This window comes from Bacillus sp. PS237 (assembly GCF_037963345.1).
GTDB classification, from domain to species: Bacteria; Bacillota; Bacilli; order Bacillales; family Bacillaceae; genus Bacillus; species Bacillus subtilis.
In genome coordinates, this window is sequence record NZ_CP150156.1 from 3638089 (window position 1) to 3650193 (window position 12105).

Consider the following 12105-nt stretch of genomic DNA (forward strand, 5'->3'; position numbering starts at 1 on the left):
CTCACTCCTTATTATGCATTTTAAACGTAAAATTTTAAATATCTTGTGATAAGTTTCACTATACACTCTTTGGAAATTGACCTCCAATATCGATTCGCCTTATGATTAATATGTAATACGAATTATTAACCTATGGAAAGGAATGCATATTGAATGGAGCTTCGCCATCTTCAATACTTTATCGCAGTAGCCGAAGAGCTTCATTTCGGAAAGGCTGCCCGGCGGCTGAACATGACGCAGCCTCCTCTCAGCCAGCAGATCAAACAGCTGGAGGAAGAAGTCGGAGTTACGCTTCTGAAAAGGACAAAACGATTTGTCGAGCTTACCGCAGCAGGAGAAATCTTTTTAAATCATTGCCGCATGGCATTGATGCAAATCGGACAAGGAATTGAACTGGCACAGCGGACGGCCCGCGGCGAGCAAGGCCTTCTCGTAATCGGTTTTGTCGGATCAGCTACATATGAATTTCTGCCGCCGATTGTCCGGGAATATCGTAAAAAATTCCCATCTGTGAAAATAGAACTGCGTGAAATATCCTCGTCTAGGCAGCAGGAGGAGCTACTAAAGGGCAACATTGATATTGGTATACTTCATCCTCCCTTACAGCATACAGCTTTACATATCGAAACCGCCCAAAGCAGCCCTTGTGTTTTAGCTTTGCCTAAGCAACACCCATTGACTTCTAAGGAATCAATTACGATTGAGGATTTAAGAGATGAACCAATTATTACTGTTGCTAAAGAAGCATGGCCTACTCTATACATGGATTTTATTCAGTTCTGTGAACAAGCGGGCTTCAGACCCAACATTGTCCAGGAAGCCACAGAATATCAAATGGTGATTGGTTTAGTCAGTGCCGGAATTGGTATGACATTTGTTCCTTCCTCGGCCAAAAAATTATTTAATTTGGATGTTACTTATCGAAAAATGGACCAAATACAGCTTAATGCAGAATGGGTTATCGCTTACCGCAAAGACAATCATAATCCGCTTATAAAGCATTTTATTCATATTTCAAATTGTCAGCAGACAAGAACTAAAGAGAGTGATGCAGGTACATGAACAATACTTGCAATCTCTTTTTTCTTTTGGGATTCTTATGGAATTTTTATTAATTTAATATAATCGCTTAGTACAACTTTATATCAGTATACGTATACATACAGTACAAATAGTTGGCAAGGACATCAGTAAGCGCAGGACATTAGTTTGATTTTAAAAATGAAAGATAGAGAGGTGAAGTAAATTATTGAGTTCACCGGCATATTCACATTGCTCGCTTTTTTCGTAACAATGATTTTTATTTTCTGGAGACCAAAAGGACTAAATGAAGCTATCCCCGCCACATTTGGCGCTTTAATGGTTTTATTGTGCGGAAGTGTGTCATTGGCAGACTTAGGGGAAATCGGAACAAAAGTCACGGGTGCATCGGTTACAATCCTTGCCACTATGATTATGGCCATTGCACTAGAAAGCTTTGGTTTCTTTTATTGGGTGGCTGCAAAACTGCTCCAACAATCCAAGGGTTCAGGCATCAAGCTTTTTTGGCTAACCAATTTGCTCTGCTTTCTCATGACCATTTTCCTTAATAATGATGGGAGCATTTTGATCACAACTCCAATCCTTTTGCTTGTACTAAAATATTTAGGTTTAAAAAAACATCAAAAAGCCCCATATTTATTAAGCGGTGTTTTAATAGCCACAGCCTCTAGCGCACCGATTGGCGTAAGTAATATTGTTAATTTAATTTCTCTCAAAATCATTGGAATGGATCTATATCTTCACACCGCCATGATGTTTGTCCCTAGTATGATGGGACTCATTTTTATGACTTGTCTACTGTTTATGTTCTTTTATAAACGTCTTCCCAAAAGCCTGCCAGATATACCGGGCCATTTTCAGTCTCTGCGGCATAGAAGGTACCATCCTCTTCATTCGCCATCAGCTCCTTTACCAGAACGAAATCAAACAAAAATCATGTTGTTTGTGCTTGCATTTGTTTTTCTCGTCAGAATGAGTCTATTTGCAGCATCATATACCGGTATTTCTGTTCCTCTAGTCGCTGTCATCGGATCTTTTATCCTGTTGAGCTGGAGATGGATTTATTTCAAAACCTCCCCAAGAGACTTGTTATATAAATCGCCTTGGCACATTTTTATATTCGCTTTTACTATGTATGTCTTAATTTATGGTCTGCATAATATTGGATTCACAGAGTTACTTGTGAGTTATTTTGAACCTGTGGTTTCTGGAAGCCTCGCCCATGCAACTTTCGCATCAGGTATCTCTACTTCAGTTTTTTCTAATCTCTTTAACAACCATCCAGCGTTAATGATCAGTACTTTTACCTTAACTGAAATGACCCTGAATCCTTCAACAACAAAAATCATCTACTTGGCAAATATTATCGGCAGTGATATCGGTTCATTATTATTACCTATGGGAACCTTAGCAACGCTTATTTGGATGCATATATTAAAACAGCATGATGAAAGTATTTCATGGGGCGAATATATAAAAACGACCATTATCATCATTCCGCTGACTGTTCTTTTTACGTTAACATGTTTATATTTTTGGATCAGTTGGTTATTTCTTTAGCACAGTATGAAACGAAAAACTGCCTTCTGCTTTTCAAGAGGGCAGTTTTGTATACACTAGGGAAGATGCATTGTCTTTAGATGATTTAACTTCCAAATGACTGGCTCTCCACTTGCGTTAATAAGCTCAATGATATTATTAGAGACACCCTTTAATAGTCCGACTTTTTCTGGCACCTCTCCCATATCAAATATGACCAATTCACCAATATTTTTTTTGATCTGCTCCTCAAAATTACGCACAAGAGGAACTTTGGAAGGCACGACCGGCAATTGTGAGTTGTCAAGAGTATACGGTGTTTGTTCAGTTGAATAAGGGGTAAACCATTTTAAATGATGCATAGATATAAAAAGTATTTTAAATACGGGTGAGAAAAATACAATATAATCGTTTAAAACATTTGTAACATATCCATGGATCGATCGACCCCCAGTTACATAAACTTCAATAAACTGGCCTTTGACCTTGTTTAATGTATTTCTATATGAAAAAGCTTGAGTTTCTGCCTCTATCATTGGATCTTCCGGATTGATCAAAAATGGCTTCTCAGTACTGGTCACTATTTTCGCCTTGTTTATTTGATGAAGATGCAACAAGGGAATATAAAGATAATTGCAGCCATCAAAAATAACAAAAATATCCTGTCCGATATCTATGAGGGTGCCGACAAACCTTGTATCTCCTGAAATGACAACCTCAACATCTGTGTTAAGGAATTGATTCAAACCTTTCACGATTCTCCTCCTTTAACTGAAAAAGGGCATCACTTTATCTGATGCTCCTCCATTATCTATTAAAATTTACGTTTCCAGTGATAGTCTATCGTTCTGACAATCGTTTCATAGCTATAATCTTCCTTTTGTTTTCCTGAACTTTTTATTGAACTTGAATAGCCTGGTGATCTTGATGATTGATAATCTGAAGATCTTGGTGATCGTTTAGATGATTTTGATGATTGATAATCTGAAGATTTTAATGATCGTTTAGATGATTTTGAAGAACTTTTTGAACGTGACGAACGGCCAGATTTGGATGATTGATAATCCGAAGATTTTAGTGATCGTTTAGATGATTTTGAAGAACTTTTTGAACGTGACGAACGACCAGATTTGGATGATTGATCATCTGAAGATTTTAGTGATCGTTTAGATGATTTTGATGAGCTATATGATTTTGAAGAAATGAACGAATTGCTGTCCTTATCATTATTGTCTTCCTGGTTTTGTTCATTTTTTTGATCCTCTTTTTTGTACGACCCTTTTGGACCTAAGCTGATGCTTTTTATGTGAAAAGGATAGATGCGAAGCACCTCTTGATTTTTCACTATAGTATAATGGCCGTCGGCATTATCTACAAGGATACCCTCAATGGCTTCCGGACCTCCACGATTAATTGAAACCCATTTATGAGTCAGACTCTTAAAAACCTCGCTTAAATCATCAGCTTCCAAAACTCCAACTGGCGTCTGCTCTTCTATTTTCAAATCAGGCTCGTGTTTACTTATACTTTTGATGTGATGGATATTAAAATACACTACCCCATCCTCATTTGTGTTTAACGCAGCGTAATCATCTCCCAGCCAGACCAATCTTCCTTTTTTAGATTCCGGACCCCCTTGGTTAAATTGAACTGATTGGTTTATTAAATGTCCGATTAAGCTATGAAAATCATCAGCATCGAGCATTTCCTCAGTCTCAATTGTTGTGGTGCTATTATTGGTATCCTCAGTAATACTTTTCACATGCTCCAACTGATAATAAATTATTTTTTTTTCAGCTTGTAAAGCTATATAATCTGATTTTACAGCTGTTAATTTTCCTTTTTTAGATTCCGGACCTCCACGATATACAGTAACAATTTTATCTTTCATTGAGTGCAAAAAGTTATAATACGATATTTCATTATTTGAATGATATTTCATTCTCCTCTTGCTCATTCAAATTCCTCCTAGTCACTTATACATAGATGATAAACATACTGCATATATACGTGTCACATTTATTTGTTGAACTAATTCAATAGCCTAATTGTCGCTTTTTCCGCGAATACCCATTTTCACGCATTCATAAAATACTTAAATGATCTTTGAGGTATTGTGAACGGTTTTTAATATACTCGCAGATCACATCCGGCTCACGGTCAAAACGCTCAATATCATTCTTTTTATACGGGTCCATGAGGACAAACGGCCTAATCCGTTCATACATCGCCATGATTTTCGGTTCCATATATTCTATTGTAAAAAGAGATTGGAGCGTTTTTTCTAACAGGCGCTTGTAGGACTTGCGAAACTCGGATTCATCCAATATCCGGGCGGTTAGTGTATTAAATCCTTGAATTCTTACATAATCGGCAGCCATCCGCTCTCCATGGATATCCCTGCCCCAAGTCGCATCATAATCCCAAGGAATCACCTCAAATAATCCGGTTTCCCCGCTTCTGTATAATGCGTAGTTGTGGACAAACCCGTCATAGTTCGAGGTGAATACAATACCAGCAAGCCAGCGCAAATACTTATCGACATCCACGTGTTTTGTCACTTCTGACTTAAACTGAGCTTTAGGGACCGTATTAATTTTAAAAATCATATCTTGTAAATAAAAATCATCTTCCTCAGTCCCTGTTTTCTTTTCATATCCAAGCTCCAGCGATGTTTTCGTTTCCCTTTCTAAATCGCTCATCAGAGAAAAGTTGGCATCATCATCCACCGCATAAAAAATCGCGCCATCAGCCAGCTTCCTTTTCGCCAAATAATATTCATCTACGGATTCAAGTTCAAGATAAACCCCTTCATTCTTCCCATTCATCTTTACAAACGCAAACTCTGCCTTTGGAGACAGTGTCCCTAGCTCCGAGAAAAAATCCAGAGACAATTTGTTTCTCATCAAGGAAGGGTCTTTATACTCCGCATTTAAGTGAATCTCTCGCGCGCCGCGGAATGTTTTCGGCTGATAAAAGGAAATATGGTATGACTTCTTTTTGAAGTCTCTGATATGTGATCCCCGATAAGCGATATCAATATCCAGCCTTTTTTGATTTACCTTCATCACAGCTGGCACCGGATCATCGTCCCATATATCCTTTTTTAATTCACGCAAGTCTTTTGGATGAACAAACAGCTGATAAAGCGGTAAATTGGATTGATTCTTCATCCATAATCCTCCTTACAAATTTTAGGCTTTTATTTTTATAAGATCTCAGCGGAACACTTATACACTTTTTAAAACCGCGCGTACTATGAGGGTAGTAAGGATCTTCATCCTTAACATATTTTTAAAAGGAGGATTTCAAATTGGGCCACTATTCCCATTCTGACATCGAAGAAGCGGTGAAATCCGCAAAAAAAGAAGGTTTAAAGGATTATTTATACCAAGAGCCTCATGGAAAAAAACGCAGTCATAAAAAGTCGCACCGCACTCACAAAAAATCTCGCAGCCATAAAAAATCATACTGCTCTCACAAAAAATCTCGCAGTCACAAAAAATCATTCTGTTCTCACAAAAAATCTCGCAGCCACAAAAAATCATACTGCTCTCACAAGAAATCTCGCAGCCACAAAAAATCGTACCGTTCTCACAAAAAATCTCGCAGCTATAAAAAATCTTACCGTTCTTACAAAAAATCTCGTAGCTATAAAAAATCTTGCCGTTCTTACAAAAAATCTCGCAGCTACAAAAAGTCTTACTGTTCTCACAAGAAAAAATCTCGCAGCTATAAGAAGTCATGCCGCACACACAAAAAATCTTATCGTTCCCATAAGAAATACTACAAAAAACCGCACCACCACTGCGACGACTACAAAAGACACGATGATTATGACAGCAAAAAAGAATACTGGAAAGACGGCAATTGCTGGGTAGTCAAAAAGAAATACAAATAATCTAAGTTTTCATTGTTTCAATAGGCTGCCGGCGGAGGTACGGAAGCCTATTTTTTTATTTGCCCTGTATTAGATATATGTCATGACATAACATATGCAACCCGCATCATTTGGTTTCCTTTAAACCATTTCGTTATAATCAAGGTATCCTAACGATAAAGGCGGTTGTTGCTATGTACATATTTCAAGCTGATCAGCTTAGTGCCAAAGACACATACAAGCTATTGTCAGGTACCGTTATTCCCCGCCCCATTGCATTTGTGACAACACTTTCTTCAGGAGGAGCGGTAAATGCCGCGCCTTTCAGTTTTTATAACGTCGTCAGCTCAGATCCTCCGCTTCTCAGTATTTCTGTTAACAGGACGGAAGGACGCCAAAAAGATACAGCACGAAACGCAGTGGAGAACGGAGAATTTGTCGTTCATGTCAGTGATGAAGCCATCATTGAAGATATCAATGAAACAGCTGCAAGCTTAAGGCCGGATGAAAGCGAGCTTACACGCACCTCGCTTCATCCTGTTGAAAGCAAAGCTGTTTCAGTTCCCGGCATTAAGGAAGCCCGCGTTCGCTTTGAGTGCAAATTAGAGCGGCATATTACCTTTGACAATGATCAAGGCATCACTACAGCAGATCTGCTCATCGGAAGAGTTGTCTGCTTCCACCTAGATGAAAAGGTGTATGATGCAGAAAAGGGATATATTTTAACGGATGAATTAAAGCCTGCCTCACGATTGGCGGGAAATCACTATGCCAAGCTGGGGGAAGAATTCACACTGATTCGTCCCAGCTGAAGAGAAGGACTATTTAAATAGAAGAAACTAGTCAAAAAGACCTTATGATTACAAAATATCGCCTGTAAATAACTGAAAAAATATCAAAAAAAAGAACACCCAGAGCAAGCTCGGGGTGTTCTTTTATGAAACGTTTTTCCTTTTTCTTCGTATAAAGGTAGATTAGGAGGAATTGGAATGACAAACTTTTGGATTTTAATGCTGATCGCTATTACCATCAGTCTCGCCTCTCAATTTTTTATAAAGAAAAAATACGGTATTGATAAATCCGGCTGGCGATATAAGCATGTCAGCAATACACACAAATGGATCGAAATCACTTTACTTATTTTGTTTGTGTTTTCACTCTCCTTTTTTCCAGTTGAATATTTGCTTCTTTTATTTTTTATTGTGATTGACTCAATACGTATTTTTATGGAGTGGCATTATAGACCTGAAGATAAACAGTATATGTACCACATTGTAGAGGTCTCCCTTATGTTTATGCTTTTGATTTATGTTTGTACCCTATAGTTATTTAAATCCCCACAGCCGCTCCGTCTCCCCGAGGATCGGCTCCGCCTTGGAGAAAGCCTTCTTCATCAACTTTGATTGCAGCCGCTTGTCCCATCAGCGGATCATAGTCACCGACAACCTCCACGAGATGCCCGCTGTCTTTCAGTTTTTGGATTGTTTTGTCTGTGAATCTGCCCTCGACTCTGAGACCTTCGTATTCCTCTCCCCACGTTCTGCCCCATACCCAGCGCGGTTCGCTGATTGCCTGCTGTGGATGCATTCCGTAGTCCAGCATTCGGGTAATGATGGCCGTCTGGGTCTGCGGCTGGCCTTCGCCGCCTTGTGTGCCGTACAGAATTTTTGGCTTTCCGCCTTTACAGACCATAGCCGGCATCAACGTATGGAAGGTGCGCTTTCTCGGTTCAAGCGTGTTGACATGATTTTCATCCAGTGAGAAAAACGATCCGCGGTTTTGCAGTAATATGCCTGTATCACCGGCAGTGACTGCCGAGCCAAATTCAAAGTACAGGCTTTGAATGAATGACACTGCGTTGCCATCCGCATCGATTACGGCCGCATATGCCGTATCACTTCCCACCGGCCTGCTTTCTGCCGGTATTGCGAGATAGCCGATTTCTTCTGCCAATTGTTTTGCATAACGTTTGTCCAAAAGCCTTTCAAGCGGAATGTCTGCAAACGCCGGATCAGTCAGGACGGCATCCCGATCTAGAAAACTCTTTTTCAATGCCTCCACAAGCACGTGATAATACTCAAATGAACCGTGTTCGATTTGGGTGAAATCATAGTTTTCCAAAATGTTCAGTGTTAATAAACCGGTAAATCCCTGAGAATTCGGCGGCGCCTGATACACACTGTATCCTCGATAATCACTTGATACAGGCGCTGCCCACTCACCCCGATGCGCTTTAAAATCATCGATTGTCATGTAACTGCCGTTATTCTGTAAATGTGAGACAATCCGCTGAGCGAGATCTCCTTCATAAAATGCGCTTCTTCCTTTTTCAGCAATCAAGTTCAGACTGTCTGCAAGCTCTTTTTGCACAAACCGCTCTCCCGGGACAGGTGCTTTGCCCCTTCTCGTGAAGATGTCAGCCGTGTAAGGCGTGGAAGCCAGCAGTTCAATATTCTTTTCTGTGTGACGACACTGATCAGCTGATACAGGAAACCCATTTTGGGCATAATCGCGTGCGGGCTCCAATACATCTGCAAGAGACAGACGCCCGTACTCCTTCAGGACCGCATCCCAGCTATCAACCATTCCCGGCACGGTAATAGCACTGTCAATTCCCCGCAGCGGAATCGCGCTTTTTCCCTTATATACATCTCTCGTTACGTTTTTTCCTGAACGGCCGCTGCCATTGTAGACTTTTACTGCCTTTGTTTCCTGGTGAAAGGTCAGCCAAAAGGAATCCCCGCCAAGTCCGGTCATATGCGGGTACACAACCGCAAGACAAGCACTCACCGCAACAGCGGCGTCAAACGCGTTGCCTCCCTTATCCAGTATGCGGTTTCCGGCTTGAGAAGCGAGATAATGCGGACTGACGACCATTTGCTTTGTACCGATGACAGATTTGTTCATCACAAGTCCCCTTTTTTAAGAAATTTTCTTCAGTATAGGGAGCCTGATTTTTCACATCTACTGATCCGGCAGAAAAACTGACGAACTTTCTTCTTTTCGCAAATAATAAGATATTTTCGCATTCATTTCGAAAACAAATGAAAAATTATTATTTCTATACGTAACTTTTATGATAAAATGATTGCTAAAAGGCTACGAAAGCAGGTGGAGCAATTGAGTCATGAATATCAAATCCCCAACCTTGTACTTGATGAGACTGATAAACAAATTCTCACGATTTTGCATGAAGAAGGCAGAATTTCTTATACGGATCTTGGCAAAAGAGTCGATTTGTCACGGGTCGCCGTTCAGGCCCGTATCAACCAATTAATTGAAGCCGGTGTTATTGAAAAATTCACCGCTGTCATCAATCCCGCTAAAATCGGCATCCATGTTTCCGTGTTTTTCAATGTCGAGGTAGAACCGCAATTTTTAGAAGAGGTCGCTCTTAAGCTTGAGGAAGAGCCTGCGGTCACCAGCCTTTATCACATGACAGGCCCGAGCAAGCTGCATATGCATGGGATCTTTACCAACGATCAAGAAATGGAAGAATTCTTAACAAAACGGCTGTATCCATTGCGAGGCGTCGTCAGTGTTGATTGCCAGATGCTGATCAAACGATACAAAAGCCGTATGGGAATGAAGCTGTAAAGGAGAGAAACAAATGAAAAACCATCCTTATCGGGATATGACGGCCGCAATGGTTCGCACCGGCATATTAGGGTTCGGCGGCGGACCTTCCGTGATTCCGCTGATCCGCCATGAAGCGGTCAATAAATATAAATGGATTGACGATGATGAATTCGGAGAAATATTAGCAATCGCTAATGCGCTTCCCGGACCGATTGCCACCAAAATGGCTGCTTATCTGGGCTTTAAGCTAAAAGGCACATTAGGTGCAATTGTGGCGATCCTCGCCCACATTCTGCCTACATGTCTTGCGATGGTGGGCTTGTTTGCGGCTGTAAATGTGTTAAGCCATTCAGCAATTGTTGCAGGTATGATTGGTGCCGTCACGCCGGTAATTGCGGTCATGCTCGGAATCATGGCGTACGAGTTTGGCCAAAAAGCGCTTAAAGGTTTCGGCTGGGTTACCGGCATCCTGTTTTTTATCATCGCTTTTATCGGCCTGCAAACTTTACAGATTAATCCCGGCCTGGTCATTATCATTTTCTTAGCTTACGGGGCGTTTCATTTTAAACTGAAAGACAAAATCACAAATAAACATTCAAAAGATAAAGGAATGTCAGCCTCATGATATCGATCTATTTATTTATGGCGTTTTTTATCGCAAACCTACTGGGATATGGCGGCGGACCTGCGTCTATCCCGCTAATGTTTGAAGAAGTCGTAAACAGATACAGCTGGCTCTCAAACGATCAATTCTCAAATATGCTCGCACTTGCGAACGCATTGCCGGGCCCGATCGCCACGAAAATCGCTGCGTATGTCGGCTACAGCGCAGGCGGGTGGCCCGGCTTCCTAATTGCCCTGATCGCAACCGTCGTACCGTCGGCGCTCGCATTGATCGTCCTGCTGCGCATCATCCAGCGCTTCCGCCAATCACCTGTCATCAAAGGCATGACGCTGTCCGTCCAGCCTGTCATCGCGGTCATGATGCTCATTCTTACCTGGCAAATCGGCGCAGACGGCATCAAAGCGATCGGCTGGGTCCAATCGATCGTGATTACGGGAATTTCGCTCCTTGCCATGACAAAATTCAAAATGCATCCGGCATTTTTGATTATTGCGGCGTTTTTATATGGGGGCCTTGTGATCCCTTATTTATAGAAAAAAGCACCTGGACAGGTGCTTTTTTATTTTAGCCCAGAAATGCCGTTTGATATGACAGCTGTTTCTTCTCCTGCGTCACTCTTGATCATGTGCTTGACTTGCAGCGTGGTTCCTGCCATTCTCACAGATTGCTTCAACTGGGACGAATTGGTTTCAACTTGTATCCAAACAGGAGGCTGGACCTTCCAAAATAAATAGAGTGCAAGAATCAGCAAGCCAGCAATGACCGACAGCAAAAACTTCATATCGCATCGCTTCTTTTCAGTAAGCGGCTCGCAGCGGACAGCGCCTGATGATCACGAAGAATATCGCCTGGACGATTGCCTTCTCCCAGCACATAGCCTTTAAAGGACATTCCCATAAAATGAAAAATATGTTCGAATTGCTGAATCAGCGGCAGCCCTTTTATTTTTGGATTGTCTCCGCCCACTGCTATTACATATGCCTGTTTCACTGACATTTGCTGTTTAAAATCAGGAAATCTCGGATCTCTCAACGTCTGTGACCAGCGATCAATAAACAGCTTTAATGTCCCTGACATGCCAAACCAATAAATTGGGGTGGCGAATATAAGAATATGGCACTGCAATATCCGTTCAATGATAGAATCGTAGTCATCTTGAACAGGACGAAAGCCGCCTTGGGCGTGACGCAGATCTTCAATTGGTTGAATTGGATATTTCTGCAAATAAATGTGCTCCGCATCGAATCCTTGAACAGCCTTCTCCGCAAGAACATCCGTATTTCCGCCAGACCGAGTTCCGCCGTTAATAACCGCAATTTTCATGATGCATCTGCTCCTTTGTTTACGAATGATTTTCTTCATCATATAATGGATTCATCAATCAATACAGATGATTATTTCGATTAATCCAATCGCTAAAACCGATTTAGAAAGGAAGAGA

14 protein-coding genes are annotated in these 12105 nt (G+C 41.1%); 8 read left to right on the forward strand and 6 right to left on the reverse strand.

Annotated features, from left to right (window positions below):
* The first annotated feature begins 153 nt into the window (after window positions 1-153).
* Window positions 154-1062, forward strand: coding sequence for an acetoin biosynthesis transcriptional regulator AlsR (alsR, locus tag NST22_RS18835; protein ID WP_003227859.1), 909 nt, complete (start codon window positions 154-156; stop codon window positions 1060-1062).
* A gap of 210 nt (window positions 1063-1272) precedes the next feature.
* Complete coding sequence (locus NST22_RS18840) at window positions 1273-2601, forward strand: arsenic transporter (RefSeq protein WP_010886626.1); 1329 nt, start codon at window positions 1273-1275, stop codon at window positions 2599-2601.
* Between the two features lie 56 nt (window positions 2602-2657).
* Here NST22_RS18840 and NST22_RS18845 read toward each other — a convergent pair whose 3' ends face one another.
* From NST22_RS18845 to cotH, 3 genes are all read right to left on the reverse strand, one after another.
* On the reverse strand, window positions 2658-3335 hold the full coding sequence (locus tag NST22_RS18845; protein WP_003242695.1) for a DUF2642 domain-containing protein: 678 nt from the start codon (window positions 3333-3335) through the stop codon (window positions 2658-2660).
* 59 nt (window positions 3336-3394) lie between these two features.
* On the reverse strand, window positions 3395-4537 hold the full coding sequence (gene cotB, locus NST22_RS18850) for a spore coat protein CotB (protein WP_003242882.1): 1143 nt from the start codon (window positions 4535-4537) through the stop codon (window positions 3395-3397).
* 127 nt (window positions 4538-4664) lie between these two features.
* Complete coding sequence (gene cotH / locus NST22_RS18855) at window positions 4665-5753, reverse strand: spore coat protein CotH (protein WP_003227854.1); 1089 nt, start codon at window positions 5751-5753, stop codon at window positions 4665-4667.
* Between the two features lie 140 nt (window positions 5754-5893).
* Here cotH and cotG point away from each other — a divergent pair, with 140 nt between their 5' ends.
* The 3 genes from cotG to NST22_RS18870 all read left to right on the forward strand — a co-directional run bounded on the left by cotG (window position 5894) and on the right by NST22_RS18870 (window position 7785).
* A complete protein-coding gene (cotG, locus tag NST22_RS18860) occupies window positions 5894-6481 on the forward strand; it encodes a spore coat protein CotG (RefSeq protein ID WP_010886627.1) in 588 nt (195 codons plus the stop codon).
* A gap of 173 nt (window positions 6482-6654) precedes the next feature.
* A complete protein-coding gene (locus tag NST22_RS18865) occupies window positions 6655-7272 on the forward strand; it encodes a flavin reductase family protein (protein ID WP_003227852.1) in 618 nt (205 codons plus the stop codon).
* A 177-nt stretch (window positions 7273-7449) separates the two neighbouring features.
* The gene (locus NST22_RS18870; RefSeq protein ID WP_003227850.1) at window positions 7450-7785 is read left to right on the forward strand and encodes a DUF4181 domain-containing protein; all 336 of its coding nucleotides are present in this window, start codon (window positions 7450-7452) and stop codon (window positions 7783-7785) included.
* A gap of 4 nt (window positions 7786-7789) precedes the next feature.
* On the opposite strand, the gene ggt is transcribed toward NST22_RS18870, so the two are convergent.
* Complete coding sequence (gene ggt, locus NST22_RS18875; protein ID WP_003227847.1) at window positions 7790-9367, reverse strand: gamma-glutamyltransferase; 1578 nt, start codon at window positions 9365-9367, stop codon at window positions 7790-7792.
* A gap of 213 nt (window positions 9368-9580) precedes the next feature.
* Between ggt and chrS the strand changes: the two genes are divergently transcribed.
* The 3 genes from chrS to chrA are packed head-to-tail and all read left to right on the forward strand — an operon-like array spanning window position 9581 to window position 11197.
* A complete protein-coding gene (chrS, locus tag NST22_RS18880) occupies window positions 9581-10057 on the forward strand; it encodes a chromate efflux transcriptional regulator ChrS (protein WP_003242900.1) in 477 nt (158 codons plus the stop codon).
* Window positions 10058-10070: 13 nt separating this feature from the next.
* Complete coding sequence (gene chrB, locus NST22_RS18885) at window positions 10071-10664, forward strand: chromate efflux transporter subunit ChrB (protein WP_003227843.1); 594 nt, start codon at window positions 10071-10073, stop codon at window positions 10662-10664.
* Window positions 10661-11197 carry a chromate resistance efflux protein ChrA gene (chrA, locus tag NST22_RS18890; protein WP_003227840.1) on the forward strand — a complete coding sequence of 179 codons (537 nt, stop codon included), beginning with the start codon at window positions 10661-10663 and terminating at the stop codon, window positions 11195-11197. Before chrB ends, chrA begins: the two co-directional genes overlap by 4 nt.
* Window positions 11198-11223: 26 nt before the next feature.
* Here the strand turns inward: chrA and NST22_RS18895 are convergent, their stop codons facing one another.
* The gene (locus NST22_RS18895; RefSeq protein WP_003243378.1) at window positions 11224-11445 is read right to left on the reverse strand and encodes a hypothetical protein; all 222 of its coding nucleotides are present in this window, start codon (window positions 11443-11445) and stop codon (window positions 11224-11226) included.
* A complete protein-coding gene (locus NST22_RS18900; protein ID WP_003242945.1) occupies window positions 11442-11987 on the reverse strand; it encodes a flavodoxin family protein in 546 nt (181 codons plus the stop codon). Before NST22_RS18900 ends, NST22_RS18895 begins: the two co-directional genes overlap by 4 nt.
* Window positions 11988-12105 lie beyond the last annotated feature (118 nt).

Excerpts from the sequence above, each read along its gene's own strand:
- NST22_RS18870 (WP_003227850.1), top strand. The coding sequence starts at position 7,450 with ATGACAAACTTTTGGATTTTAATGCTGATCGCTATTACCATCAGTCTC.
- cotB (WP_003242882.1), bottom strand. The coding sequence starts at position 4,537 with ATGAGCAAGAGGAGAATGAAATATCATTCAAATAATGAAATATCGTAT.
- NST22_RS18900 (WP_003242945.1), bottom strand. The coding sequence starts at position 11,987 with ATGAAAATTGCGGTTATTAACGGCGGAACTCGGTCTGGCGGAAATACG.
- NST22_RS18895 (WP_003243378.1), bottom strand. The coding sequence starts at position 11,445 with ATGAAGTTTTTGCTGTCGGTCATTGCTGGCTTGCTGATTCTTGCACTC.
- NST22_RS18865 (WP_003227852.1), top strand. The coding sequence starts at position 6,655 with ATGTACATATTTCAAGCTGATCAGCTTAGTGCCAAAGACACATACAAG.
- alsR (WP_003227859.1), top strand. The coding sequence starts at position 154 with ATGGAGCTTCGCCATCTTCAATACTTTATCGCAGTAGCCGAAGAGCTT.
- chrB (WP_003227843.1), top strand. The coding sequence starts at position 10,071 with ATGAAAAACCATCCTTATCGGGATATGACGGCCGCAATGGTTCGCACC.
- chrA (WP_003227840.1), top strand. The coding sequence starts at position 10,661 with ATGATATCGATCTATTTATTTATGGCGTTTTTTATCGCAAACCTACTG.
- ggt (WP_003227847.1), bottom strand. The coding sequence starts at position 9,367 with ATGAACAAATCTGTCATCGGTACAAAGCAAATGGTCGTCAGTCCGCAT.
- cotH (WP_003227854.1), bottom strand. The coding sequence starts at position 5,753 with ATGAAGAATCAATCCAATTTACCGCTTTATCAGCTGTTTGTTCATCCA.